The 24,985-nt window shown below is 68.5% G+C and carries 21 protein-coding genes; 5 read left to right on the top strand and 16 right to left on the bottom strand.

From position 1 onward, the window contains the following. Positions 1-121: 121 nt before the first annotated feature. Positions 122-730, top strand: a complete 609-nt coding sequence (locus tag BLS74_RS18500; RefSeq protein ID WP_093108605.1) for a Crp/Fnr family transcriptional regulator — start codon at positions 122-124, stop codon at positions 728-730. Position 731: 1 nt separating this feature from the next. Here the strand turns inward: BLS74_RS18500 and BLS74_RS18495 are convergent, their stop codons facing one another. The 4 genes from BLS74_RS18495 to BLS74_RS18480 form a co-directional block, all read right to left on the bottom strand. After that, positions 732-1,568 (bottom strand): cytidylate kinase family protein, encoded by an 837-nt coding sequence (locus tag BLS74_RS18495; RefSeq protein ID WP_093108604.1) that lies wholly within the window; start codon positions 1,566-1,568, stop codon positions 732-734. A gap of 18 nt (positions 1,569-1,586) precedes the next feature. Further along, a complete protein-coding gene (locus BLS74_RS18490; RefSeq protein ID WP_093108603.1) occupies positions 1,587-3,116 on the bottom strand; it encodes a tripartite tricarboxylate transporter permease in 1,530 nt (509 codons plus the stop codon). Between the two features lie 21 nt (positions 3,117-3,137). Next, complete coding sequence (locus BLS74_RS18485; protein WP_093108602.1) at positions 3,138-3,662, bottom strand: tripartite tricarboxylate transporter TctB family protein; 525 nt, start codon at positions 3,660-3,662, stop codon at positions 3,138-3,140. Between the two features lie 101 nt (positions 3,663-3,763). Then, positions 3,764-4,795, bottom strand: coding sequence for a Bug family tripartite tricarboxylate transporter substrate binding protein (locus BLS74_RS18480; protein WP_093108601.1), 1,032 nt, complete (start codon positions 4,793-4,795; stop codon positions 3,764-3,766). A gap of 243 nt (positions 4,796-5,038) precedes the next feature. On the opposite strand from BLS74_RS18480, the gene BLS74_RS18475 reads away from it, so the two are divergent. Next, on the top strand, positions 5,039-5,275 hold the full coding sequence (locus BLS74_RS18475; protein WP_093108600.1) for a hypothetical protein: 237 nt from the start codon (positions 5,039-5,041) through the stop codon (positions 5,273-5,275). Between the two features lie 33 nt (positions 5,276-5,308). Here BLS74_RS18475 and BLS74_RS18470 read toward each other — a convergent pair whose 3' ends face one another. From BLS74_RS18470 to mdeB, 3 genes are read right to left on the bottom strand one after another with little or no spacing between them, the layout of a single operon-like run. Continuing rightward, positions 5,309-6,013, bottom strand: a complete 705-nt coding sequence (locus BLS74_RS18470) for a nucleotidyl transferase AbiEii/AbiGii toxin family protein (protein ID WP_093108599.1) — start codon at positions 6,011-6,013, stop codon at positions 5,309-5,311. Beyond that, complete coding sequence (locus BLS74_RS18465; protein ID WP_093108598.1) at positions 6,006-6,491, bottom strand: helix-turn-helix domain-containing protein; 486 nt, start codon at positions 6,489-6,491, stop codon at positions 6,006-6,008. The genes BLS74_RS18470 and BLS74_RS18465 overlap by 8 nt, the downstream gene beginning before the upstream one ends. A gap of 53 nt (positions 6,492-6,544) precedes the next feature. Further along, on the bottom strand, positions 6,545-9,169 hold the full coding sequence (gene mdeB, locus BLS74_RS18460; RefSeq protein ID WP_093108701.1) for an alpha-ketoglutarate dehydrogenase: 2,625 nt from the start codon (positions 9,167-9,169) through the stop codon (positions 6,545-6,547). 106 nt (positions 9,170-9,275) lie between these two features. Here mdeB and BLS74_RS18455 point away from each other — a divergent pair, with 106 nt between their 5' ends. Further along, positions 9,276-9,749: an Lrp/AsnC family transcriptional regulator gene (locus tag BLS74_RS18455; RefSeq protein WP_093108597.1), complete on the top strand. Its 474-nt coding sequence runs from the start codon at positions 9,276-9,278 to the stop codon at positions 9,747-9,749. A 12-nt stretch (positions 9,750-9,761) separates the two neighbouring features. Here the strand turns inward: BLS74_RS18455 and BLS74_RS18450 are convergent, their stop codons facing one another. The 5 genes from BLS74_RS18450 to BLS74_RS18430 all read right to left on the bottom strand — a co-directional run bounded on the left by BLS74_RS18450 (position 9,762) and on the right by BLS74_RS18430 (position 16,461). Next, complete coding sequence (locus BLS74_RS18450) at positions 9,762-12,008, bottom strand: PhoX family protein (protein ID WP_093108596.1); 2,247 nt, start codon at positions 12,006-12,008, stop codon at positions 9,762-9,764. A gap of 134 nt (positions 12,009-12,142) precedes the next feature. Beyond that, positions 12,143-13,351 (bottom strand): hypothetical protein, encoded by a 1,209-nt coding sequence (locus tag BLS74_RS18445; RefSeq protein WP_093108595.1) that lies wholly within the window; start codon positions 13,349-13,351, stop codon positions 12,143-12,145. 100 nt (positions 13,352-13,451) lie between these two features. Next, entirely contained in the window at positions 13,452-14,885 is a 1,434-nt protein-coding gene (locus tag BLS74_RS18440; protein ID WP_212733679.1) for a UbiA family prenyltransferase, read from the bottom strand. A gap of 7 nt (positions 14,886-14,892) precedes the next feature. Then, on the bottom strand, positions 14,893-15,267 hold the full coding sequence (locus BLS74_RS18435) for an SMR family transporter (RefSeq protein ID WP_093108594.1): 375 nt from the start codon (positions 15,265-15,267) through the stop codon (positions 14,893-14,895). Between the two features lie 45 nt (positions 15,268-15,312). Continuing rightward, positions 15,313-16,461 (bottom strand): murein transglycosylase A, encoded by a 1,149-nt coding sequence (locus BLS74_RS18430; RefSeq protein ID WP_093108593.1) that lies wholly within the window; start codon positions 16,459-16,461, stop codon positions 15,313-15,315. Between BLS74_RS18430 and BLS74_RS34465 the strand changes: the two genes are divergently transcribed. After that, positions 16,460-16,621: a hypothetical protein gene (locus BLS74_RS34465; RefSeq protein WP_170855646.1), complete on the top strand. Its 162-nt coding sequence runs from the start codon at positions 16,460-16,462 to the stop codon at positions 16,619-16,621. The two genes, BLS74_RS18430 and BLS74_RS34465, sit on opposite strands and share 2 nt — an antisense overlap. Positions 16,622-16,659: 38 nt before the next feature. After that, positions 16,660-17,313 (top strand): YiaD family glycine zipper/OmpA-like lipoprotein, encoded by a 654-nt coding sequence (locus tag BLS74_RS18425; RefSeq protein WP_093108592.1) that lies wholly within the window; start codon positions 16,660-16,662, stop codon positions 17,311-17,313. On the opposite strand, the gene BLS74_RS18420 is transcribed toward BLS74_RS18425, so the two are convergent. From BLS74_RS18420 to BLS74_RS18405, 4 genes are read right to left on the bottom strand one after another with little or no spacing between them, the layout of a single operon-like run. Continuing rightward, the gene (locus BLS74_RS18420) at positions 17,310-17,933 is read right to left on the bottom strand and encodes a response regulator transcription factor (protein WP_093108591.1); all 624 of its coding nucleotides are present in this window, start codon (positions 17,931-17,933) and stop codon (positions 17,310-17,312) included. The two genes, BLS74_RS18425 and BLS74_RS18420, sit on opposite strands and share 4 nt — an antisense overlap. A 10-nt stretch (positions 17,934-17,943) precedes the next feature. Beyond that, positions 17,944-19,995 carry a two-component system sensor histidine kinase NtrB gene (locus BLS74_RS18415; protein WP_093108699.1) on the bottom strand — a complete coding sequence of 684 codons (2,052 nt, stop codon included), beginning with the start codon at positions 19,993-19,995 and terminating at the stop codon, positions 17,944-17,946. Between the two features lie 23 nt (positions 19,996-20,018). Further along, a complete protein-coding gene (locus BLS74_RS18410; protein WP_093108590.1) occupies positions 20,019-20,834 on the bottom strand; it encodes a carbon-nitrogen hydrolase family protein in 816 nt (271 codons plus the stop codon). A 27-nt stretch (positions 20,835-20,861) separates the two neighbouring features. Continuing rightward, positions 20,862-24,977 (bottom strand): YhdP family protein, encoded by a 4,116-nt coding sequence (locus BLS74_RS18405; RefSeq protein WP_093108589.1) that lies wholly within the window; start codon positions 24,975-24,977, stop codon positions 20,862-20,864. Between the last annotated feature and the right edge of the window lie 8 nt (positions 24,978-24,985).

Here is a 24,985-nt window from a genome sequence, read left to right as displayed (position 1 = left end):
GCCGAGCCAAGACTATGATTCGGGCCCAGGCTTTCAGCTGTTGACCGCGGTCAACTTTCCGGAAAACGTTCGCCGTACCGATGAACCGGCGGTTGTTGCGAAATCGAGCAAGACGGGAACCATGACGTTGTTGGAAAACCACCCGGAAAAAAACATCATCCGAGCCCAGCTGCGGCAAAACATCCTTCTCAAGGATCTGAGCGAGAGCGACCGCGCCGAACTGGAAACCCATCTCTTCGTGGTGGACGGCAACAAAGGCGACTTCCTGCTGCACCAGGGCGTGCGCGAGATGGAGCAGTACTTCATCCTCGACGGCATCCTCAAGCGGGTGGTGAGCAATCCGGAGGGCAAGGAAATGATCCTGCGCTTCGCCGACGAGAACGACATGGAGACCAGCTATGCCGCGCTGCGGCTGGGCACGCCCACGCCGTACGGCATCGTGTGCGTGACCAAGGCGCGCGTGGCCAGCCTGCCGCTGAAGGAATGGATCGCGTTCCTGAACCGGCATGCGGAAGCCAAGGAGCTGTTCGAGTTCAGCGTCATGCGCGGGATGAGCGAGATCATGGCGCACACCATCACGCTGCACCTGCTCGACGCGCCCGGCCGCGTGCACCGCTTCATGCGCAAGCATCCGGAGCTGGTGGATCGCATTCCGAGCAAGGAACTGGCCTCCTATCTCAATCTCTCCGCGGAAACCCTGAGCCGCCTGAAAAAGCGCGGAAAGATCTAACTCAGGTCTGTTTGGACGAGGCGAACAGCCGCGAGCTGGTCATCAGCCTCAGCTGGTTGTCCACGCTGTGCACGCCGGCAACCGCGGCAGCGACGCTTTCGGTCTGCTCCCGTTCCTCGTTGTCGAGCACGATCCCGCGCAGCGCGACCTGCCCTTGCCTGGCGTTGATCGTGATGTTGATGTCGCGCGTCGCCGCATGCTCCTTCAGCGCCGCGCGAACGCGCGCCTCCAGCGCCATGTTGGCGAGCATGGCGCGCGATTCGGGCGTCTCGGCGAACTCCGGCCGGCTCGCCAGCTGGCGGACCTGCTCCACGCAGCTCTCGACCGATACGCGGTCGGTGTTGAGCACCAGGTCGTAGAGCACCGGGTCGCCCCAGGTGACGCCGAACTGGTCGTTCATGCGCGAGGCATGCGCCTGGTCGCTGCGGCGCAGCTCGGCTTCCGCGAATTCGACATCGTCGGTGCCCAAGTGGCCCATCAGCCATTCGACCCGCTTCTTGAACGAGCGCGTGATGCGCACGCACACCACGTGCGGCACGGGGCGCAGCAGGCAGGTGGCGCCCCAGCCGCGCAGCACGACATTGCCGCGGTCGGCCAGCGCGAACAGTTCTTCCGCGGTGTAGAGGGCGACGCTGCGCTTGTCGGTGGTGAGCCGCTCCACCAGCCCCGCCTTGCCGTCGCGCAGGCGGCCGATCAGGCTGGTGGACACCTGCGCCCGGTCGGCCACGCGCTCGATGGCCTCGTGGCGCATGACGGCCAGGCCGAGCGACTCGGCGAGCCGCAGCGACACATCCTTGGCGAGGGAACCCATCTCCTGGGTCATTGCGATGACGGGCATGTGGCCTCCTCTGCGCTTTCAGTCCACCGGCCGCTCGACGGCGAACTCGTCACGCTTTTTTGGCTTGATCAACGCCATCACTTTCGAGATGAGCGGCCAGAACAGCATGGTCAGCGCCAGCGTGGTGATGCCGCCGACCAGCGGGTTCGACCACATGATCATGACGTCGCCCTGCGAGACCAGCATGGCCTGGCGGAACGAGTCTTCGGCCTTGTCGCCGAGCACCAGCGCGAGCACCAGCGGCGCCAGCGGGAAGTCGAGCTTCTTGAAGATGTAGCCCACCACGCCGAAGCCGAGCATGAACCAGATGTCGAGCATCGCGTTGTGCACGGTGTAGGCACCGATCGCGCAGATCACGATGATCACCGGCGCGATGATCGAGAACGGAATGCGCAGGATCGAGGCGAACAGCGGCACCGTGCTCAGCACGACGATGAGGCCGACGATGTTGCCGAGGTACATGCTGGCGATCAGGCCCCAGACGAAGTCCTTCTGTTCGACGAACAAGAGCGGACCCGGCTGCAGGCCCCAGATCAGCAGGCCGCCGAGCAGCACCGCAGCGGTCGGCGAACCGGGAATGCCGAGCGCCAGCATCGGCAGCAGCGCACTGGTGCCGGCGGCGTGCGCAGCGGTCTCGGGCGCCACGACGCCTTCCATTTCGCCGGTGCCGAACTTGGTGCCGTTCTTCGACATCTTCTTGGCCAGGCCGTAGCTCATGAACGAGGCCGGCGTGGCGCCGCCAGGCGTGATGCCCATCCAGATGCCGATCAGCGAGCTGCGCAGCGAGGTCACCCAGTACTGCGGCAGTTGCTTCCAGGTCTGCAGCACCACCTTGGGATCGATCTTCGCGCTCTTGCCGGAGAACTTGAGGCCCTCCTCCATCGACAGCAGGATCTCGCCGATGCCGAACAGGCCGATGACCGCGATCAGGAAGTCGAAGCCGCGCATCAGCTCGGGCTGCCCGAAGGTGAGGCGCAGCTGGCCGGTCACGGTGTCCATGCCGACGCTGGCCAGCGCGAAACCGAGCGCCATCGACGCCAGGATCTTGAAGGGCGAGCCCTTGCCCATGCCGACGAAGCTGCAGAAGGTCAACAGGTACACCGCAAAGAATTCGGGCGAGCCGAACTTGAGCGCGAACTTGGCCACCAGCGGCGCCAGGAAGGTGATCATCACCACCGCCAGGAAGGCCCCCACGAAGGACGAGGTGAAGGCGGTGGTCAGCGCCGCACCGGCCTTGCCCTGCTGGGCCATCGGATAGCCGTCGAAGGTGGTGGCCACCGACCACGGCTCGCCCGGGATATTGAACAGCACCGAGGTGATGGCGCCGCCGAACAAGGCCCCCCAGTAGATGCACGACAGCATGATGATGGCCGAGGTCGGCGACATCGTGAAAGTGAGGGGCAGCAGGATGGCCACCCCGTTCGCCCCGCCCAGCCCCGGCAGCACGCCGATCAGCACGCCGAGGATGATGCCGACGAACATCAGGCCGATGTTCATCGGCGTCAGGATCACTGCAAAGCCCTGCATCAGGGCACTGATTTCTTCCATTTCGCGTTCGCTCCCAGAGATTCAGTAGCCGAGAAAGCGAAGAGGATCCAGCGCGCCTTTGAAAAGGGGCACCTTGAACCACACTTCGAACATGAAGAAGAAGAGCGTGTTGACGGCCAGCGCGATGAGGACGCTCTTGACCCACGAGTACTTGCCCAGAACGATCATGAACAGCGCGATGTAGAGCGCCGATGCGATGTACAGCCCCAGGAAGGAAACGGCCAGCACATACACCGTCGCCGGAACCAGCACCGACATCACGCGCTTCAGCTGCTCCGAATCGACGAAGACCTCGGTCTTCCTGTTCTTGCCGAGCAGGGCTTGATACAGGATGCCGGCGCCCGAGATGGTGATGATCAGGCCGATGTAGAAGGGAAAGTAGCCCGCCCCGGGGCCGTCGGTGGTCCAGCCGGCGCCCAGCCTGCGGCTTTCGAAGATCACGCCCAGGCCGATGATCAACAGGACCGCCGCGACCACCGCTTCGACCAGGTTGGTGGCAACGCCCGTGCGCGCCGCAGCGTCGCCGGATCTCTCGTCGTGCTCCATGGAGCCCCCATCGTGTGTGTGTGTGTGATGAAAACCAATGCGGCGCCCTCGCCATCCCCCGCGCGGGGTGATGGCCGTCGCGTTCGCCGCTCGGCGCCCGGTTACTTGCTGCTGGCGGCCAGGAAGCCGGCTTCGGTCATCAGGGTGCGGTGGGTGGCCTCTGCGCCTGCCAGCCATTTCGCGAACGCGTCGCCGGTCATGAAGGTCGGATTGAACGCACCCTTCTCCATGTACTCTTTCCACTCGGGCGTTGCGGCGACCTTGGTCAGCAGATCCACGTAGAACTTGAGCTGGTCGGGCGTCACGCCGGCGGGCATGAAGATGCCGCGCAGCATGGTGTACTTGGTCGGGACGCCGGATTCCTTGCAGGTCGGGATGTCGTTCCACGACTGCGTGTCGGTGACCTTGGCCTTGAAGGGCATGCGCTCGTCGTCGAACACGCACAGCGCGCGCAGCTTGCCGGCGCGCCACTGGGCAACCGCCTCGATCGGGTTGTTCACGGTGGAATGCACATGGCCGCCCACCAGCTGCACCGCGACCTCGCCGCCGCCCTTGAAGGGCACGTAGATGAACTTCGTGCCGGTGGCCTTTTCGAGGGCCACGGTGATGATCTGGTCTTCCTGCTTCGAGCCGGTGCCGGCCATCTTGAACTTGCTCGGGCCCGCCGCCTTCGCCGCCGCGATGTATTCGGCGGCGCTCTTGTACGGCTCCTCGGCGTTCGACCACAGCACGAACTGGTCCAGCGCCATCATCGCGACCGGGGTCATGTCCTTCCAGTTGAAGGGCACGCCGGTCGCCATCGGCGTCGTGAACAGGTTCGACAGCGAGATGATGATCTTGTGCGGATCGCCCTTGGCTTCCTTGACCGCGAGGAAGCCCTCGGCGCCGGCGCCGCCCGACTTGTTGACGACGATGAGCGGCTCCTTCATCAGCTTGTGCTTGATGATGATGCCCTGCATCAGCCGCGCCATCTGGTCGGCGCCCCCGCCGGTGCCGGCAGGGATCACGAATTCCACCGGCTTGGTGGGCTCCCATGCGGCGAGGGCAGGTGTCGTCGCCGCCAGCGCCATGACGGCCGCGGTGGACAGGCTGGCTCCGCAGGCCCGGATGCGCGAAATGAGATTCCCGATCATGTTGTCTCCTAGGTAGGCTGTGCTCTTTTTGCTTGGAATCTCAGTCGAAATCCCAGTGAGGCGAATGCTGCGCGCCGTCGCCCAAAGCCGGCTTGACCATGGTCAACTTTTCGGAGATTCCGTATGCGGGTAAGCCCGCGCCCTGCGCCGCCGGCCCATCGGGACAAGTCTAGGGTTTACCCTCTAATCGGGTAAACCCTATAAGATGACCGGAACTCGACTTTGCAATCCAGGAGTTCCCTTATGTCCACCCTCGACCAATCGTCCCGCGCGAACGCCTTCGGCGGCCTGGCCGGCGCGTTCAAGGCCTTGGCCGATGAAGCCAGCGTGCTTGTCCATGCCTTGCTGAATCCGGGCAAGATCATCGAAGAAGTCGAGCAGATGCGTGCCCTGCACCTGGACGCGAACAAGGTCGAAGCCAGCAACCCGGCGCGTGCCGCCGCGTTGCGCTGGCAGGCCTCGCGCGTCGGCCTGCGCTGAGCGCGCCCGGCCAAGGCCGGTGGGGTATTCAGCTCAGGTGAGCACCCGCCTCAACGCTCGGATCTGTTGCCACACCTGCGCCTGCGTACCGGCCACGCCCATGACCTGCATGCACCGCTCCAGCCAGCCGGTGCGCTCGCGCATGCGTTCGATGGCGCGCTGCAGGTCGCGGCGCACGGCGGCACCGTAGGCGCCTTCGGCCTTGGCAACGGCATCGCGCAGCAGCGCCAAGCTCGGCTTCATCATCGCCAGGTCGATCAGGTCGCGGCTGAATACGCCGTCATCAGCCCAGCAGTCGGAGTTGGCGAGCAACTTGCTCGCGGCCATGTCCAAGGGCGTGAGCGTTGGCACGCCGCACAGCTCGTCGGCCTTGCCGGGTACCTGCAGCCCCATGCGGGCCTCGAACACGATCTCGAACTTGATCGGCTGGTCGTCGACCTGCACGCGCGTGCGGATGCCGTACTGGTCGGCGCGCAGTTCGCCGGCCTGCGTCAGCGGCACGGCATCGGCCCGCGTCACGGTCGCAAGTCCATCGATGCCGGTCATCTCCTGGCGAAGCTGACGGTACACCGCAAGGTCCGACACGAGGAAGTCGATGTCCACCGACTCGCGGTACTCGCCGAAGCGCAGCGCGATCGCGGTGCCGCCGCCGAACAGGCAGCCCCGTTCGCGTAGCCGCGGCCCATCGAGCGCCTGGAGTACCCGCGCGACGCGGCGGTGGTGCGGCCGCTCAAACAACAGGGTCGCTCCCGAGTGCCAACCGCAGGGCATCGACGAGGTCCCGCTCGGCCGGAGACAGTGTCGTGGGGTCGAGGTGCCGCCAGTTGCGCTCGTAGATGCCCAAGGCTTCGCGCGGCGTGAGTTCTTGCGGGCCGTGGACCTGCCACGCCAGTTCCTTGAGGCCAGGGTAGTCGGCGATGCGGACGCGCGCGGGAAGCCAGCCTCGGCGATGCGTTTCGGCGGGCGCAGCAGCTTCCTCCTGCGGCCGGATCGCCACAGCCAGACCCAGCGCCACCAGCACCCGCAGGTACGCGGCCATGGTGACCGCAGGTTCGCCCTTTTCGATCCGGTGCAGGGTGACGCGCGAGATGCCGGCAGCTTCGGCCGCGGCCACGGCGCTGATGCCCAAGTCCTTGCGGCGCCAGCGCACCGTGGCGCCGATGGCGGCCAGGGCCTCGGCGGATTGGGGAGTGAGCTCAGGGCCTGGACCGGGCATAAGTGTTTCTCATTCTTGACAAAATCAGTGATTTGTCAAGAATGAGAAACAAATCAGTGCAGTGCGTGGCGCGCTGCGCCTACGATGCTCGCCGCATCCACGCCGAAGAACCGGCGCAGCGCCGCGCGCGTGTCGCTGCGGCCGAAGCCGTCGGTGCCCAGCGTGAGGTAGCGGCGGCCTTCGGGCAGGAATGCACGGATGCTTTCAGGCACCGCGCGCACATAGTCGGTTGCCGCGATCACCGGCCCGCTGCCGCCCGCCAGCTGCTGCGCGATGAAGGGTGTGCCCGGCGCCGCATCGCCGGCCAGCGCACGCTGCTCGCAGGCTCTCCCATCGCGCGCAAGTTCGCTCCAGCTCGTGACGCTGAAGACCTCGGCCTCGATGCCTTCCGCGGCCAGCAGCTGCGCTGCCTTGATCACCTCGGTCAGGATCGCGCCGGAGCCGAGCAGCGTCACTTTGGCTGACGCGCGCTCCGGGCCCGCGAAGCGATAGCAGCCGCGCAGCACATCGGCCTCCGCGCCTGCCGGCAGGTCGGGCTGGGCATAGTTCTCGTTCATCAGCGTGACGTAGTAGAAAACGTCCTTCTGCTCGACCATCATCTCGCGGATGCCGGCATCGACGATCACCGCCATCTCGCCCGCGAACGCCGGGTCGTAGGCCTTGCAGTTCGGGACGGTGGCGGCGATCAGGTGGCTCGATCCGTCCTGGTGCTGCAGCCCCTCGCCGCCGAGCGTGGTGCGCCCCGAGGTGGCGCCGAGCAGGAAGCCGCGTGAGCGCTGGTCGGCCGCGGCCCAGATCTGGTCGCCCACGCGCTGGAAGCCGAACATCGAGTAGTAGATGTAGAAGGGCAGCATCGCCAGGCCGTGCACGCTGTAGCTGGTGGCCGCCGCGGTCCAGCTCGCGATGGCGCCGGCCTCGCTGATGCCCTCTTCGAGGATCTGGCCGTCGGTCGCCTCGCGGTACGAGAGCACCGAGCCGATGTCCTCCGGCGCGTAGCGCTGGCCCACGCTCGAATAGATGCCGACCTGCTTGAACAGGTTGGCCATGCCGAAGGTGCGCGCCTCGTCGGCCACGATGGGCACGATGCGCGGGCCCAGCGTCTGGTCCTTCATGAGGTTGCCCAGCATGCGCACGAAGGCCATGGTGGTGCTCATCTCCTTGCCGGCGGCGGCGATCGCGAACTGCGCGTAGGCCGCGATTTCCGGCTTGGCGACCGGCTCGCACGCGGTCTCGCGCTTGGGCATGCTGCCGCCGAGCGCGGCGCGCTTTTCGAGCAGGTAGCGCATCTCGGGGCTGTCCCCGGCCGGCTTGTAGAAGGCGGCCTGCGCGGCCTGCTCGTCGGTGAGCGGCAGATCGAAGCGGTTGCGGAATTCGAGCAGGTCGTGCTCGTCGAGCTTCTTCTGCGAGTGCGTGGTCATCTTGCCCTGCCCCGCGCTTCCCATGCCGTAACCCTTCTTGGTGTGGGCCAGGATCACGGTGGGCTGGCCGCGGTGAGCCGCGGCCGCGGCATAGGCGGCATGGATCTTCACCAGGTCGTGGCCGCCGCGCTTGAGGCGGTCGATCTGCTCGTCGGTCATGCCTTCCGCGAGGCGCGCGAGCTCCTCGTTCTGGCCGAAGAAGGTGTCGCGGTTGTAGCGCCCGTCCTTGGCCGCGAAGGTCTGCATCTGGCCGTCCACCGTGTTGGCGAAGGCGCGCGCCAGCGCACCACCGCTGTCGCGCGCGAACAGGCCGTCCCAGTCGCTGCCCCACACCAGCTTGATCACGTTCCAGCCGGCGCCGGCGAAGAGTTTTTCGAGCTCGTCGATGATGCGGCCGTTGCCGCGCACCGGGCCGTCGAGGCGCTGCAGGTTGCAGTTGACCACCCACACGAGGTTGTCGAGCCGCTCGCGCGCGGCGAGCGTGAGCGCGCTCATCGATTCGGGCTCGTCCATTTCGCCGTCGCCGAACACACCCCACACTTTCCGTCCCTCGCAATCGAGCAGGTTGCGGTGCGTGAGGTAGCGCATGAAGCGCGCGTGGTAGATCGAGCTGATCGGACCGATGCCCATCGAGCCGGTCGGGAACTGCCAGAAGTCCGGCATCAGGTACGGGTGCGGATAGCTGGAGAGGCCGCGTGCGCCGTGGGCGGGCGCCGTGAGTTCCTGGCGATAGTGCCGGAGATCCCCCTCGCTCAAGCGCCCTTCGAGAAAGGCACGCGCGTAGACGCCCGGCGCGCTGTGCGGCTGGAAGAACACGAGGTCGCCGCGCTGCTTCTCGTCGCGCGCATGGAAGAAATGATTGAAGCCGGTCTCGAACAAGTCGGCCGCACTCGCATAGCTCGCGATGTGGCCGCCCAGTTCGCCATAGGCCTGGTTGGCGCGCACCACCATCGCGAGCGCGTTCCATCGCATCAGCGAAGCCAGCCGCTCTTCGATCGCGAGGTCGCCCGGGAACGCGGGTTGCGCCTCGACCGCGATGGTGTTGACGTAGGGCGTCGACAGCTCGGGCTGCCAGCCGATGCGCTGCGTACGTGCGATGCGCGCGAGTTCGTCGAGCATCCAGCGCGCGCGTTCCGGCCCGTGCGCCTCGGCCAGCGAAGCGAAGGCCTCGCGCCATTCGGCGGTTTCGACCGGGTCGGGATCGTTCAAGGGCATGTCGATCAGTGCGCGCAGCTGACCGGAAGAAATCGGGGCGTTCATGAACCGCACTTTAGGCCGCCTCCGATGGAATGGGCTGCCGTTCCAGCGTCTCTTTCAAGGTTATCACGGCATAGAATGCTGCCATTCAGCCACTTTGAAGCATTTCATGCAACTGGACGCGATCGACCTGCGCATCCTGGACGAGCTGCAGCGCGACGGCGCACTCTCGAACGTGGAGCTCGCGCGACGCGTGCACCTCTCGCCCTCGCCTTGCCTCGCGCGCGTGAAAGCGCTCGAAACGGGCGGCGTGATCCAGCGCTACGTGGCGCTGGCCAACGCGGCCGTGCTGGGGCTCGGGCTCAACGTGTTCATTTCGATCAGCCTCAAGACGCAAAGCAAGAAGTCGCTGGCCGACTTCGAACAGCGCATCGCCGAGCACGACGAGGTGATGGAGTGCTACCTGATGACCGGCGACAGCGACTACCTGATCCGCGTGGCGCTGCCCGACATCGGTGCGCTCGAGAAATTCATCCTCGAGCAGCTGACGCCCATTGCGGGCATCGAGAAGATCCGCTCGAGCTTTGCGCTCAAGCAGGTGCGATACAAAACGGCGCTGCCGCTGCCGGCAGCGCCGTCCTGAATCGCTCGGGCCTTACAAGCCGATCAGACCGCCGTCGTTCTTCGTGATCACGACCGTGGCCGAGCGCGGGCGCGCATTGCCGCCTTCCGGCCAGTGGCTGCCGAAGAGCGCCGGGCTGCCGATGTTCGCTGCCGCCGTGGTCTCGCCCGGGTGCTGGATGTTGACGAACAGCGCGCGGCCGTCGCCCGATTCGGCGATGCCGGTGATCTCGCAGTCCTTCGGGCCGACGAGGAAGCGGCGCAGGCCGTCGGTGCCCGGCGCCTTGCCGACGAAGGTGACCTGCGTGCGCGGGGTCGCGCCATCGACGTTGGTGATGGTCTTGGCAGCGCCGTCGCCCACCTTGCCGGGCACGGCGCCCAGCAGCATGCAGTTGGTGACGTCGGTGTAGGCGCCGTCGTCGGTCTCCAGCCACAGCAAGCCGCTGGTCACGCTGCTGAACCACAGGCCGTCGGGGCTCGAGAAGTCGTTGTCGGCGACCAGGCCCGAGAGGTTGATGTCGGCCGAAGCCGTGGCGCGCGCGCCGAACAGGTACACGTCCCACTTGAAGCTCAGGGCCGCCGGGTCGGCGCCGTCGTCCGCGAAGCGCACGATGTGGCCGTTGGGATTGCCGGTCTGCGCCGTTGCGGCCACGCCCTTGGGGTCGTTGTAGAAGCGCGGGTTGGCCGCATCGGTGGCCGTGATGGGACGCGAAGCGGCGTTGGTGTTGGTGAGGGTCACATAGACCTCGCCGGTCTTCGGATTGACGGCCGTCCACTCGGGGCGGTCCATCTTGGTGGCGCCGGCCGCATCGGCCGCGAGGCGCACGTTGATCACCACGTCGGCTGCGTCGGCGAAGGCGTAGGCGGGATTGCTCGCCGTGATGCCGTTGACGCCGAGCTTGAGCTCCAGCCACACGCCCGTGCCGTCGGCATTGAACTTGGCGACGTAGAGCTTGCCGTCGTCCATGTACTTGTCGCCGGCCGCCAGCCCGCCATTGATGTCGGCCGCATCCCAGGCCTTGGTCGACACGAACTTGTAGATGTACTCGTTGCGCGAATCGTCGCCCATGTACCAAACCAGGGGCTTGCCGGCCACCACCGGGCCGAGGCAGGCGCCTTCGTGGCCCATGCGGCCGAGCGCGGTGCGCTTCTTCGGCGTGCTGCCGGGCGTGAAGGGATCGATCTCGACCACCCAGCCGTAGGTGTTGGCGCCGTTGCGGTAGTCTTCCGTGGCGGTGGCGCCGGTGACCTGGGCATTCCAGCGGCCGTAGATGTTGTCGGCCGTGTCGGGCGTGACGGTGGACCAGAGTTCGCGACCGGTGCCGGCAACGCCGTAGCGCGTGAAGGCGGCGATCTCCTTGGCGCTGCGGCTGGGGTTGTCGGTCGCGGTGATGCGGCGGAAGTAGCCGGCCCAGTTCTCCTCGCAGGTCAGGTAGGTGCCCCAGGGCGTGGTGCCGTTGGCGCAGTTGTTGAGCGTGCCGCGGGTCTTGCTGCCGTTGGTGCTGAACTTGGTCTTCAGGTAGTCGGTGTTCGCAGCCGGGCCCGAGAAAGTCATCTCGGTCAGCGTGTGGACGCGGCGGTTGAAGCTCGAGTCCTGCTTGTAGCTCCAGCTGCTCGCGCCCTTGTTGACCTCGATCACGCTCACGCCGTGCAGGAAGAACTCGCGCTGCACTTCGTCGGCGACGCTGCGGACGGCGGCGTTGCCGGTGCCGACGATGGTCTGGCCGGTGGGATGCAGGAACAGCGGCGTGATGGCTTCGTGGTTCATCGCGAGCAGGCCGCGCGAGGCATTGGCCGGGTCCCACTTGTTCGAAGCATTGATGCCGAAGAAGGTCATGCCGTCATGGTGGTCGCCGGCGCGCTTGTCGTAGGTGGCGGGCGCATCGGTGCCGTCGTTCGCATAGGCAGGCACGCCGGCCGCGATCGGATCGCCGAGGCGGTACAGCACGGTGGCGGTATAGCCGGGCGGCACGCTGACGACGTCGTCCAGGCTCTTGGCGACGGCGGTGAAGCCGAGCTTCGGTGCGGCCGGCGCCGGTGCGGGCGCAGGGGCCGCAGCGGGTGCCGGCGCAGCCGGCAGCACCGGGAAACCGCCGCCGCTGCCGCCACCGCCGCAGGCTTGCAACAGAGCGGCGCCGGCGGTGCCGACGCCCAGGCCGAACAGATGGCGACGGCTCAGGCGCGACGCGATCAGGTCGTTGAAGGAGAGGTTGGGGCTTGAGTTGTGGCCGATGTCGTCGGGGTCGATCGCAGCGATTTCGTTATGGGTCTTGGCGGTCATTCGCAAAACTTTCAGTGGGGACTGGTTGTAGAAAAACTCAGCCCGGTACGCTAAAAGTTCAATGTGACGCCCGGAAGTCAGACATGGGTCAGATCCGCGACGCGCGGCCTCCTCCGCCGCCGGCGGTCGTTGTCTCAGCGCGCGTGCTGCAGCAGGCGCGCCGCCGTCTCGTACATCGCGGCGTTGTTGAAGGCCGCGAGCCCGGCCGTCAGCAGCGCGATGCACGCGGCGACAGGGCCCGGCAGCGAACGCGCGGCAAACACCGCGAGCGCCATCAAGAGCGGCAGGAAGTGCGCGGCATAGAGGAAGGTCTCCTCGCCGTAGATCAGATGCAGCGCAACCTGCGCCGCCAGCGTGAGCCCGAGGACCTTGCCGAAGGCATGCCACTGCGGCGAACGCACGAGCCCGTGCACGCCGGCCGCCAGCAGCAGGGTCCACAGGCCGAGCGCGAGCATGCCGGCCCAGCTGCCCGAACCGGGCGCGCTCAGCTGCACCGTGAGCCAGTTCAGCTTGGGCGCTTCGGAGGCCTTGGCCAGCAGCACTTCGGGCACGCTGATCGGATGCCAGAACATGCCGGCGAGCTTGTGCAGCACGGTGCCCGACTGCTCCAGGTTCACGTAGTCCGCCTCTTCCCGGCTGCCGAGAAAGAAGAACTTGGCGAAGCGGTAGAGGAAGCGCTGCGCCACCGAGACGACGGCGACGACCACGAACGCGATCGCGCTGATGGCGAACGCACGCCGCCAGGGCCGCTGGACCACGGCCAGCGCCAGCCCCGCGACCCAGTTGGTGACCGTGATGCTGAGGCTCGCGATGCTGGCGGCGATCAGCAGGCGGTCGCTCACCGGCCGATGCACCGCCAGCGCCGCGACCAGCAGCACCCACAGCAGGGTCAGCGACCCGATGCCGAAGGTCTCCGGCACCGAGAACCAGAACTGAAAGCCGGCGCTTGCGATGGCCAGCAGGGAAAAGCCGAGCGCAACGAAGCGGCCGGTGCCGAGCAACCGGCACAGCGCATAGAAAGAGATCACCCACAGCGCCGCCACCAGCGCCGCGAAGCGCATCGCCACCTGCAGATCGCTGCCCGGCCACAGCACGCGCAGACCGGCGACCAGCGGATGGATGAGGATCGAGGCGATCGGATGGACCTTGGTGCGGTAATGGTTGCTCTGCGAATCCACCATGTTGGCCAGCACGCGCGGCAGGTCGGCCTGGAACCAGGCGTCGAGGCCCTCGGGCTTGAAGAGCTGCGGCGGCAATTGGCGCGACAGGGCCGCGAGCAGCATCAGGGCCAGCGCCGCGAGCAAGGCGACGAGCAGCGCATCCCAGGCTAGGCTGCGCTTCATCGGGGGCGGATCCACGCCGGCGCCGGGCCGCCCCCAAGGCGGCGTGCGGCCCCCTCGGGGGGCAGCGACGACACGAAGTGCGAGAGCGTGGGGGCCATGTTCAGCCCGCCATCCATAGCGCGACGGCGCCGATCGCCACGGCCAGCCGGCTGACCCAATCGCGCGCGGCGAAGACCACCGGGTCGTCGTGCAGCACGCCGCGGATCGCCTTGAGCCAGATGCGCATGGTCCAGAACAGGAAGACCGGGATCAGCACCCAAAGATATTGGGGGTTCTCGTAGCGCGCCACCATCTGCTGGTCGTGCAGGTAGAGGCCCAGCAGCAGCGCCGCCATCTGCCCGGCTGCCACGCCGGTGCACAGCACGAAAGGCGCATCGGTGGCCACGTAGCCGCGATTGCGCTTCATCTGGCGCACCTCGGCGGGCGGGCCGGTCAGCTCGACATAGCGCTTGGCCAGCGCCAGGCTCAGGAAGATGAAGAGCGAGAACGAGAGGATCCAGAAGGACAGCGGCTGTCCGGTGGCCGCCGTGCCGGCCGCCACCCGGATCGTGTAGAGGGCGGCCAGCGAGAACACGTCGACCACCGCACGGCGCTTGAGATGCAGCGAGTAGGCGGTGGTCAGCGCCATGTAGAGCAGCAGCACGCCCACGAAGGCATCCGGCAGCAGCGCGAGCGACAGCGCCAGCGAGCTCGCACACAGAAGGCCTGTCATGACCAGGCCCGCCGGCACCGAGATCTCCCCGGCGGCGAAGGGCCGCGTACGCTTGCGGTGATGCCGCCGGTCCGTTTCGAGGTCGAGCAGATCGTTGAGCACGTAGATGCCCGAGGCCATGAGGCCGAAGGCCAGGAAGGCGAGCGCAGCGTTGACGACCAGCGACTGCGTGAGATCGTGCAGCACCGGCATCAGCGGCAGGAAGATCAGCAGGTTCTTGAGCCACTGATGCAAACGGGCGCCGTACAGATAGCGCTTGAAGGAGGTGCGCGGCGGCACGATCCGTGCCTCGACCGTGGTCGCGCCGGCCGCGCGCCGGGCCAGCGATTCGGAGCGGCTGACCACCACCGCGGCCTCGGCGCCGCGCCAGACCGCGAGGTCCACGCTGCGATCGCCTGCATAACTGAAGGCGCGGCCGCCGGCGTCGGCCTCGATCGCCGCCAGCTTGCCCGCGCCGCGCAGGTTGCGCTCGCCGTCGGAGGCGAGCACCGCATCGAAAAGGTCCAGGTGCCGCGCCACCGCGTGCGCGAGCTTGGCGTCGCTTGCCGTGGCCAGCACCGTGCGGCGGCCGGCGGCGCGCGCGCTGCGCACCAACTCGATCACCTCGGGCCGGTAGGGCAGGGTCGTGACATCGACGGTGGCGCGCTGCGCCACCTCGTCCTTGAACGCCGCCTTGCCGCGCAGCAGCCACAGCGGCAGAGAGAGCAGCGAGAGCGGCGAAGCGCGCACCAGCTGCAGCAGGGATTCGTGCAGCAGGTCGGTGGCGATCAGCGTGCCATCGAGATCGACGTAGAGCGGGCGCATGGTATTGAGGCCTGTCATCAGGACCCTAGCTCCGGCCGAGCACCACGACGCCCGCCATGATGATGGCGATGCCCAACACCCGGCCGGCGGTCAGCGGCTCGCCGAACAGCTGCCACGCGAGCAGGGCCGCGATCACGTAGCCCATCGACAGCATGGGATAGGCGACGGTCACGTCCACGCGCGTCAGTGCGAGGATCCACAGCCCAGCGCTGAGGAAATAGCAGACCAGGCCGAGCAGGATCCACGGCTGCGTGGCCGCGTTCCATGCGGCCGCCATCAGCGAGGCGCCGCTTCCCATGGCCACGGTGCCCAGCGTCTTGGCACCGGCCTTGAGCATCAGCTGCGCCGCCGAGTTGAGCAGCACGCCCGCGAAGATGATCGAAAAGGTCTGGAGATTCATGAAGATCCTTGCCCGTCGAAGGAAAGGATCATGCCCTGGCACCCGTTACTTCGGCCACAAGACCCACAAACGCAGAGGCTGATTCACGCGCGCGGCCAGGCGCCCCGCTTCGGCGCCGGTGCCGGCGAAGTAGTCGGCGCGCACTGCGCCGACGATCGCGCTGCCCGTGTCCTGCGCGACCACCAGCTTCGCGAGCGGCACCACCGGCCCGGGCGAGGCCAGCCAGACCGGCGTGCCGTAAGGAATGCTCTCGCGGTCGACCGCGATCGAGCGCCCGGCCGTGAGCGGCACACCCTGCGCACCGACCGGGCCGGCGGCCGCATCGGTCTCGGACAGCGGCTCCTCGCGGAAGAACACGTAGCGCGGATTGCTCCACAGCAGTTGCGACAGGCGCTGCGGGTTCTGCGCCACCCACTGCTTGGTGTCGTCCGGCCACAGACTGACTTTCGTCGCGCCCTGGCTCACGAGCCATTGCTGAACGCTCTTGTACGGCTGCTCGTTGGTGGCCGCGAAGGCCACGCGTACGGTGCGCTGGGAGCCGTCGGCCTCGGTGATGCGCAGCCGCCCCGAGCCCTGGATGTGCAGCATCAGCACGTCGATCGGATCGGCCAGCCAGGCGATCTCGCGGCCGCGCAGCGCGGCCTGGGCCTGCGGCAGGGTGTCGATCTCCTGCCGCGTGTACCAGGGACGGCGCGCCACCAGACCGGCGGGCGCCTGGTAGAGCGGCACGGTATGGGTGGCGGTCGGCCGCCGCGAAGCGTCGAACACCGGCTCGTAATAGCTCGTGAGCTTGCCTTCGTTCTGGCCGCCCGCGAGCGATTCGACGCGGTAGGGCTGCAGCCTCTGCTGCATCCATTCGCGCTGTTCCTCGGTTTCGGCGAGCGCCAGCTGGCGCACCTCGCGGCACAGCGGCGCGAAGGCCGCGTTGGGGCGCGCGCAATTCGCGATCAGCGCACCCCAGCCTTCATGCAGCGCGTCGTCGCCGAAGCCCGGCAGCTCGGACCAAGGCACGGGCACCCAGCGGCTCTTGGGATGCGCGAGCGATCCGGTGAGCGGCCCCAGCTCGCGCTGCGGGCTCGCGCCCGGCACGGCCGCGGGCGTCGTCGCTGTTTCGGGCTGCAAGGTGCCGACCGAACAGCCGGCGAGCGTTGCTACGATCGCGAGCCCGACCAGCCACTGGAGTCCTTTTGTCATGGGATTGATTTTGCTTGAAGCGCTGGGCGCCGGAATCGTGCTGGTGCTGATCGTCTGGTGGACCATGTTCTCAGGGCGCAAGCGCGGCGAAATGCACGATGCGGACGATTCTGAAAAAGAGTCTTCGTCCGACGAGCCACCGCCGGGGGGCTCCACATAATTCCTCCTCGCTGAATCCAGCGTCTAAAAGGAATTCATATGAAAAAACTCGTACTCGCCACCACCGCAGCCGCCCTCGTGCTCTCGGGCTGCGCCGGCATGAGCGACACCCAGCGCAACACCGGCATCGGTGCCGGCATCGGCGCCCTTGGCGGCGCGGTCATCGGATCGGCAACCGGCGGCGACAGCCGCGCCATCGGCACGGGCGCTGCGGTCGGTGCGGCCGCAGGCGCGCTGGGCGGCTATCTCTGGTCGCAACGCATGGAAGCGCAGAAGCGCGAGATGCAGGCCGCCACGCAGGGCACCGGCATCGCCGTCACCCAGACCCCCAACAACGAGCTCAAGCTCGCGATTCCGAGCGACGTCTCCTTCGACACCGGCCGCTCTGCCATCAAGCCCAACTTCGCGCCGATCCTCAACCAGTTCGCCAACGGCCTGCGCAACAACCCGAACGCCGAGGTGCGCATCATCGGCCACACCGACAGCACCGGCACCGACGCGATCAACAACCCGCTGTCGGTCGACCGCGCCGCCAGCACGCGCGACTACCTGATCGCGCGCGGCGTGCCGCAGCAGGCCTTCCGCATCGAAGGCCGCGGCTCGCGCGAACCGGTCGCCGACAACAACAGCGATGCCGGCCGGGCACAAAACCGCCGCGTCGAGATCTACGTCGGCGAACGCCCGCAAGGCTAAGGGCGCAGCAGGTTGGCGAGTTCCACGGCCGACTTGACTTCCATCTTCTCGAACACGCGCGCACGATGGACCTCCACCGTGCGCACGCTGATGGAAAGCTGCTCGGCGATCAGCTTGTTGGGCAGGCCCTCGACCACGCGCCGCATCACCTCGCGCTCGCGCTCGGTCAGTTCCTCGACACGGCGCATCAGGAGGCGTCGCGCGCGCTGCGCCTTGATCGCGCGCAGCGAGGCGCCGAGCGCATGCTCGATGCGGTCGACCAGCGCGTTGTCCGAAAAAGGCTTCTCGCAGAAATCGAAGGCGCCGCGCTTCACCGCGTCCACTGCCGTGGGCACATCGGCATGGCCGGTCAGAAAGATGACCGGCATGACTTCCAGCAGGCCGCGCTCGGCCAGGCGGTCGAACAGCACCAGCCCGCTGGTGCCGGGCATCCGCACGTCGAGCAGCAGGCAGTGCGGCTGATCGGCCAGCGGCTCCTCCATCAAACGCAATTCGAAGGCTTCGGCACTCGCGAAATGTTCGCTCACCAGCCGGCGCGAACGCAGCAGCCAGGCCAGCGCCTCGCGCACGCTGGCGTCGTCGTCGACGATGAAGATGAGGGCATCGATCAGGGGTTGCATGTCACTCTGTTCAGGCTGCAGGGAGCGTAAAGCGAAAGACGGTGCCGCGAGGGCGTTGCGGCTCGAACACCAGCGCGCCGCCGTGCTGCTCGACCACCGTGCGGCACAGGCTGAGGCCCAGGCCCATGCCGTCGGGCCGGGTGGTGAAGAAGGGCGTGAAGAGGTGCTGCGCCACCTCTTCGCTGATGCCGCAGCCGAGGTCGGCCACCGAGAATTCGATCCAGCGCCGCGTGTCGGCCTTGTCGCCGGCATCGCTGGTTTCACCGACCGCGCGGGCGCGTGCCGCGCGCAGGCGCAGCACTCGGTCGCTGAGCTCCGGCAGGTCCATGGCCTGCATCGCGTTGCGCGCCAGGTTCAGGAGCACCTGCTCGACCAGCGTGCGATCGCACTGCACCCGCGGCAGGCGCTCCTCGAAGCTGACCTCGACGCGCACCGCGAGCTTGCGCGCCTGCAGCCGCACCAGCGGCAGCACCGCATCGAGCAAGGCCTGCGGCGCGACGGCCTCGCGCGTGCGGTCGCGCCGGCGCACGAAGTCGTGCACGCTGCGGATCACCTTGCCGGCGCGGTCAGCCTGCTCGGCGATGCGGCGCACCGCCATCGCGACTTCGCCATGGTCGCTGCCCTGCTGCGCCTGGCCCGCACCGTGCAGCAGGTTGAGCGAGCCGCTCGCATAGCTCGCGATCGCCGCCAGCGGCTGCGTGAGCTCATGGCTCAGCAGCGAGGCCATCTCACCGACGGTGGCCAGCCGCGCGCTGGCCTGCAGGCGCTCCTGGCTGGCGCGCGAGAGTTCCTCGATGCGCCGCTGCTCGCTGAGGTCGATGGAGGCGCTCATCCAGCCGGTCTGGGCGCCCTGCGCGTTGATCAGCGGCGCCTCGAAGATCAGCACCGGGAAGCGGGTGCCGTCCTTGCGCATGAAGACCGATTCGAAACCTTCGCGCGGCGGCGGCCCACCGGTCAGCCGCGCGGCCTGGCGCCGGCGGTACTCGTGCGCCAGCTCGGTCGGCCAGTACGGCGCCTCGCCGGGATGGTTCAGCAGCTCCTCGGCGCTGAAGCCCACCATTTCGCAGAAGGCGGGGTTCACGTAGGTGATCCGCCCCTGCAGGTCACGCGCGCGCAGGCCGGTGATGACCGAGTCTTCCATCGCCTTGCGGAAGGCCAGCGCGTCGGCGAGGTCGCGTTCGGCGCGCTGGCGCCGGCGCGTGTCGCGCGCCAGCAGGACCAGCACCGACACCAGCGCGATCGAGATCGCGGTGACCAGCGCGGTCAGCAGATTGGGAAAGAGATCGGGCGCGGCACGCCAGCCGTCGACGCGCAGCATCAGGGTGGTACCGGGCAGGTCGACGAGCTGCTGCGAAGTGAACACGCGCGTGCCCAGGCGGCGCGCCGCGCCGACGGCCACCAGGCGGGTGCCGTCGGCCTCGGTGAAGGCAACCTCCTGGCCGCGCGTCAGCGTCGGCGCGACCAGTTCGACCAGCGTGTCGCGCAGCGAATAGGTGGCCACCAGGTAGCCGCCGCCGTCGACCGGCAGACACAGCTCCATCACCTCGAGGCCGCCGCTCGGCACGAAGGGGACGTAGTGGCTCGGCGAGTAGGCCGGCGCGCCCAGCTTGCGTGCGGCGGCGCAGGCGAGCGCGACGTCGGACTGGTCCACGCTGCGGCTCGATTCCTCGAACACGCGCCGGCGGTAGGGCGTGTCGACGGCGGCCAGCGGGCGCAGCGCGGCGTCGCGCCACTCGAGCCTGAGCCACTCGCGGTGCTCGCGCAGCAGCGCCGCGGCTTCGATGGGCCAGTGCTCCCGGTCCATGCCGCTGGCCTGGGAGGCGCGCAGGCTTTGCGCGTTGCGCTGCAGGCCGCTGCGCAGGTCGGACACCGCATCGGCGGTGTCGCGATCCAGCGCGGTCTGGACCTGCTCGACTTCGTGGCGACCCGCCAGCCACACCACGGTGACCAGCAGCGCCAGCACCAGAACGGCCAGCAGCACCCAGAGGAACCAGCGCCGCCAGACGGAGCGCAGGAAGCGCAGCCACGCGAAGGCGTGGCGAAGGGTGCGGGCGGCGGGCAGCGTGGTGGAGGAGGACACCGAATTCAAAGTACGCAATGCGAGAGCGCGGGCAGCTGCGCGCGTGCGCGTTCAATCTGCTGCGCGTCGACTTCGAAGAGCACCACGCCTTCGTCGACGGCGCGCTCGGCCACCACCGTGCCCCAGGGGTCCACCACCATCGACTGGCCCCAGGTCTGGCGCCCGTTCTCGTGCGTGCCGCCCTGTGCCGGCGCGACCACCCAGGCCAGGTTCTCGATCGCGCGGGCGCGCAGCAGCACCTCCCAGTGCGCGGCGCCGGTGGTGCGCGTGAAGGCGCTGGGCACCAGCAGCAGTTCGGCGCCCTGGCGCGCGAGCGCGCGGTAGAGCTCGGGAAAGCGCAGGTCGTAGCACACGCTCATGCCGATGCGCCAGTGGTGGCCGTCGCGCGAGGGCAGATCGAAGCAGACAGGTTGCGCGCCGGGCGCGATCACGCGGCGCTCGTCGTAGCGCTCGCGGCCGTTGTCGAAGAAGAACAGGTGGATCTTGTCGTAGCGGGCCACGCGCTCGCCGTCCGGCGCGTAGGCGAGCGAGCTGTTGAACACATGGGTCTCGTCGCCGCTCTCGAGCGGCAGCGTGCCGCCGACGATCCACAGGCCGAACTCGCGCGCCGCGTCCGCCAGGAAGCCCTGCACCGTGCCGGCGCCGGCGGTCTCGCGCAACGCCAGCTTGTCGGTGTCGCGCGCGCCCATCATGCAGAAGTACTCGGGCAATACGGCGAGCTCGGCGCCGGCGGCGGCGGCTTCGCCCAGCAGCGCGTGGGCGCGCGCCAGGTTGGCTTCGCGGGCGATGGCCGACACCATCTGGATGGCTGCGACTTTCATGTGCGGATCTCCGTTGTTCTTCCTCTTTCAGCGCGGCGCGGGCGCCACCGGCGCGCTCAAGGCTTCGGGCAGCGGCCGGCGCGGCACCTTGGTGATTTTCGGGTCGGCCCAGGTGCCGTCGATCTGGAACTCCTGCGTGGCGGCCGCGATCAACGGCCGGCTCAGCACCATCTGCGCAAGGAAAGTGCCCAGGCCGATCGCGGGGTTGATGGCGGTGGCCACCAGCGCCGCGGTGCCGGCATTGATCTCGGGCACCACCACCACGCGCAGCTTCTGCGTTTCGCGCGCGATGTCGGCCGAGCCGTCCATCAGCACGGCGGCGTTGACGCCCTTCATCTGCAGATTGTTGGTGCTGGCCACGCCCTGGCTGATCTTGGCGTCGCCGCGCACGAAATCGAAAGCGAAGCCCTGGCTGAACACATCGCGGAAGTCGAGCGTAAGGCGCCGTGGCAGCGCCTGCAGGCTCATCACGCCGAGCAGCTTGGCGATGCCCGGATCGGCCTTGAGGAACTGACCCTGTTCGACATCGACCTGCAGCTGCCCGCCCAGGCTCGGGTAGTCGAGCGAGAAGGGCGAGCCGCTCCAGTGGACCTCGCCCTCGAGCCGGCCGCGGCCGCGCCGCACCACGTCTTTCATGCCGAAGCGCCCGAGCAGCTCGCCGGCGTCGGCGATCTCGAGCTTGAAGTCCATGGTGGTGCGGCGCTGCTCGCCGCGGCCGCGTGCGGCCGTGCTGCCCGGCACCGCGGCCCAGCTGCCCTGGGCCGTGAAGGTGGCTTCGGGCATGCTGAAAGCCAGCTTGTTGAGCCGCCATTCGCGGACCGCGCCGCCGCGGTTCACCGCGTCGATCTCGGCGCGGCCGAGGCGCCGGCCCAGGAGCTCGAAGTCGTCGACCACAATGTCGAGCGCCGGCAGCGTGCCGGGCTGCTCGTCGAGCAGCGACTCGACCGCGGTGGCCTCGCTGGGGGCGATCTTGAGACGGGCGAGCCGCGCATGCAGGCGCCCGGCCTGCGCGCTGCGGTACTCCGCATAGCCGCTCAACTCGGTGGCATCGATGTTGGCGCGCCACAGCGCGCCGTCGCGCGTGCCGCCCATCACCACGCTGTGCAGCGTGCGGCCGCCGACCGCGAGCTCCTTCGCGCGCACCGCGAGGATGGTGGGCAAGTAGGCGGACGCGTCGTCGGCAGCGGCGTCGCTGCCGGTCGCCTCGGCCGGCTTGCCGGTGGTTTCGCTGAAGAGCGCCTGCCAGGCCGGCACGTCGATGCGCGCGAGCTGGATGTTCGCAAGCACGCCGCGCTCCGGCGCCGCCGCGGATTCGCCCGCGGCCAGGCCGATGCCGATGCCGCCGCGCAGCACGCGCGGCTCGCTGCCGGAGATGTCGCGCACGTAGGAGGCCGATCCGACGCGGCCCAGTTCGATCGAGAGCCGGTCTTGCAGCAGCGCCGCAGCGCCGGGGCGTGCCTCGCGCAGAACGACCTTCTTCTCGATCGAAAGCGGCATCGCCTCGTCGGCCGGCTTGGCCAGCGGTGCGGGCAGCTGCAGCGCGAGGCCCTGCAGGCTGCTGACGAAGGAGAACTCGGAGGCGCCCTCGCGCACCGCGAAGGAGGCCGTGTAGGGCGTGCTGCCGCTGGTGTTTTTCGCCAGGCGCGCGAGCCAGTCGACCTCGCGCGCCGCGCGCAGGCCGTCGGCGGTGGCCGTGCCCTGGGCGCGCAGGCTCAGCTCGTTGGCGGCGCCGGCATAGCGGCCGGCGCCCTCGATGCGCAGCGCCCCGCCCATCGCTCGGGCCTGCACGCCGGCCAGCGAGAAGCCGCTTTCGGTGAAGCTCAGCGTGCCGCGCGCCTGGGTGAGCGGCGGCATTTCGGGGGCGATCTGGATCTCGTTGTCGGCCAGGGCGACGCTGGCCTGCACTTTCGCCTTGTCCATCGCGGCGAGCGGCAGTTCCAGGCGCAGGCGGTAGTCGGCGTTGCCGGTGGCGCGCGCGTGCGCCAGCGTCGGCCCGGCCTCGCCCGCGAGCGGCGATCCGGCGCGCAGCAGTTCACCGAGCGGGCCCTTGGCCTGGGCGTCGACCTTGAGCAGCGGTGCGTGATGTGCCATGTCCGCGATCTGGGCCTCGGCCTTGGCGATCTCGATGCCGGGCGCGCCGACGACGCGCCCGCGCGCGTTGCGCACCAGCATGCCGGCGCGCTCGAAGACCAGTTCGCCCGAGAGGCCGTTGAGCGCGGGCCATACCTTCGCCTCGCCCGCCGCAGGCGGCACGTAGGCGTAAGTGACGTCGGCCACGCGCGCAGCGATGCGGAAGTCGCCGTGCCGCGGGTCGGTGAAGGGCATGTCCCACAGGTCGCCCTTGACCTTGAAATCGACCACGCTGGCGCTGCCCTTGGTGACCGCGTCGCGCACGTAGTCGCGCGTGTGCTTGGGGATGTGCAGCGGCAGGTAGCGGAACACGCGGGTGCCGTCGGCGCGGTTGAGCTTGCCCTGCAGATCGAGCACGCCCGGAAAGCGCGAGCGCCCGCGCGAGACGGCCGGGTCGCTGGTGCGCCAGCTGGCCTGCGCCTCGCCCTCGGCGTCGGCGTTGGCGAACTTCAGGTTGGCGAGCTGCAGCTGGGTCTTCTCGCCGTCGACCTTCCAGGTGAGCTGGGTGGACAGCTGGTCGATCGAAATCATCGGATCCTCGAACACGCCCGGAAACTCGAGCGCGCCGTTCGCGATCGAGAACGCGGCGCTGCCGCCGGCCTGGCTGGCATCGAAGTCGATGGTCGCGCCGCGCAGGCCGGGCGCGCCGACCGGCGGCAGTGGCTGCGTCGGCGCGGCAGCGGCGGAACGCGGTGCCGCGGGAACAGCGGCCCTCGGCGTGCCGGGCTGCGAGGCGATGCCGAAGCCGCTGACCCGGCCGCGCGCCTGGTATTTGTCGGGCGCGCCGAGCGAGCCCTGCCAGTTGGCGTCGATGCGCTCGACCAGGCCGCGCGGCTCCAGGCCGCCGATGAGCTTATGCGTCGCCTCGCCGAGCGGCAGGCGATCCGCAATCAGCGCCAGCGCCGCGAGATCGAGCCGGTCGGCACGCAAGGCGCCGCGTTCGGACGTGCGGCCCTTCGCCGGCGTGTGCTGAAACCACAGGTTGCCGCCCGGCCAGCGCATGCCATCGGCCGTATCGAACTGCAGATTTGTGGTGGAGAACTCCAGGGTCTCGTCGGTCATGCGGCCGGCCAGGCGCCCGGTGACGGCGCGCAGCACCAGCGGCTGGAGCCCCTTGCCGAGCGAGGTGTCGACGCGCATCAGCGCCAGGTCGACGGCGCCGCCGATGACCTTGCCCTCGTTGACATCGGCCCAGACGCGCAGGGCGCCGTTGCCCTCGCGGATGCGGGCGTCGAGCGCCACGTACTGGCCGAGGCGCGTGGCGTCGATGTGCGGCAGCTCGGCATAGACCTGGCCGTCCCAGCTCTGCCACTTGCCGCTGCGCACGGACAGCAGCGGCTGGCGGAATTGGCCGCGCAGCGTGAAGCGCTCGCCCCAGCCGGCCGGCGGCGTGGCGTCGAGCCGCATCGCATGGCGGCGGCTGCTGTTGCGGGCCACGAACTGCACGTCGGTCAAGAGCAGCGGCGCGGCGCCGCGGCGCTCGTCGGTCCAGCGCACGGTGCCGCCCTTGATCACGAACTCGCGCTGGGCAAAGAACCAGTCGGCGCCGCGGCCTTCGCCGGTGGTGTCGGTCGACATGTCGAGGCCGGCCACGTGCAGCTTGCCGAGCACGTCCAGCCGCACCTCCAGCTGCGGCTGCTCGATGTAGAGCTGCTCGAAGCTCAGGCGCCAGATGGAGCGCGGCGAGACGCTGGCCACCACGCGCGCGAGGCGCAGCGCCTCGCGCTGGCGCTCGTCGAGCAGCACCACGTCGCGCAGCTCGAAGCTCGGGAACAGGCTGCCGGACTGGGCGGTGATCGAACCGATGCGCACCGGCACGCCCATGGCCTTGCTGGCCTGCGCTTCGAGCGCGCCACGGTAGTCGCCGATTCGCGGCACAATCCAGACGTGTAGGACTACGACTGACAGCGCAAGCAGCAGCCATGCACCGATCAGCAAACCCAACAACCAGTGCGCCGTCACAGCGGTGATCTTGAGAAGCAGACGTGAAGGGGAAGACGTCGTGTCGTTCATTGAGGATC

The organism is Variovorax sp. CF079 (assembly GCF_900101545.1).
Classification (GTDB): Bacteria; Pseudomonadota; Gammaproteobacteria; order Burkholderiales; family Burkholderiaceae_C; genus Variovorax.
Note: the sequence above shows the minus strand (reverse complement) of the source record. Positions and strands in the feature narration are given on the sequence as shown.

Bases quoted from the DNA above. Each gene is read 5' to 3' on its own strand.
- BLS74_RS18500 (WP_093108605.1), top strand. From the start codon at position 122: ATGACGTTGTTGGAAAACCACCCGGAAAAAAACATCATCCGAGCCCAG.
- BLS74_RS18435 (WP_093108594.1), bottom strand. From the start codon at position 15,267: ATGAATCTCCAGACCTTTTCGATCATCTTCGCGGGCGTGCTGCTCAAC.
- BLS74_RS18490 (WP_093108603.1), bottom strand. From the start codon at position 3,116: ATGGAAGAAATCAGTGCCCTGATGCAGGGCTTTGCAGTGATCCTGACG.
- BLS74_RS18485 (WP_093108602.1), bottom strand. From the start codon at position 3,662: ATGGAGCACGACGAGAGATCCGGCGACGCTGCGGCGCGCACGGGCGTT.
- BLS74_RS18475 (WP_093108600.1), top strand. From the start codon at position 5,039: ATGTCCACCCTCGACCAATCGTCCCGCGCGAACGCCTTCGGCGGCCTG.
- BLS74_RS34465 (WP_170855646.1), top strand. From the start codon at position 16,460: ATGGGATTGATTTTGCTTGAAGCGCTGGGCGCCGGAATCGTGCTGGTG.
- BLS74_RS18410 (WP_093108590.1), bottom strand. From the start codon at position 20,834: ATGAAAGTCGCAGCCATCCAGATGGTGTCGGCCATCGCCCGCGAAGCC.
- BLS74_RS18495 (WP_093108604.1), bottom strand. From the start codon at position 1,568: ATGCCCGTCATCGCAATGACCCAGGAGATGGGTTCCCTCGCCAAGGAT.
- BLS74_RS18405 (WP_093108589.1), bottom strand. From the start codon at position 24,977: ATGAACGACACGACGTCTTCCCCTTCACGTCTGCTTCTCAAGATCACC.
- BLS74_RS18480 (WP_093108601.1), bottom strand. From the start codon at position 4,795: ATGATCGGGAATCTCATTTCGCGCATCCGGGCCTGCGGAGCCAGCCTG.
- BLS74_RS18440 (WP_212733679.1), bottom strand. From the start codon at position 14,885: ATGACAGGCCTCAATACCATGCGCCCGCTCTACGTCGATCTCGATGGC.
- BLS74_RS18465 (WP_093108598.1), bottom strand. From the start codon at position 6,491: ATGCCCGGTCCAGGCCCTGAGCTCACTCCCCAATCCGCCGAGGCCCTG.
- mdeB (WP_093108701.1), bottom strand. From the start codon at position 9,169: ATGAACGCCCCGATTTCTTCCGGTCAGCTGCGCGCACTGATCGACATG.
- BLS74_RS18420 (WP_093108591.1), bottom strand. From the start codon at position 17,933: ATGCAACCCCTGATCGATGCCCTCATCTTCATCGTCGACGACGACGCC.
- BLS74_RS18445 (WP_093108595.1), bottom strand. From the start codon at position 13,351: ATGAAGCGCAGCCTAGCCTGGGATGCGCTGCTCGTCGCCTTGCTCGCG.
- BLS74_RS18455 (WP_093108597.1), top strand. From the start codon at position 9,276: ATGCAACTGGACGCGATCGACCTGCGCATCCTGGACGAGCTGCAGCGC.
- BLS74_RS18450 (WP_093108596.1), bottom strand. From the start codon at position 12,008: ATGACCGCCAAGACCCATAACGAAATCGCTGCGATCGACCCCGACGAC.
- BLS74_RS18425 (WP_093108592.1), top strand. From the start codon at position 16,660: ATGAAAAAACTCGTACTCGCCACCACCGCAGCCGCCCTCGTGCTCTCG.
- BLS74_RS18430 (WP_093108593.1), bottom strand. From the start codon at position 16,461: ATGACAAAAGGACTCCAGTGGCTGGTCGGGCTCGCGATCGTAGCAACG.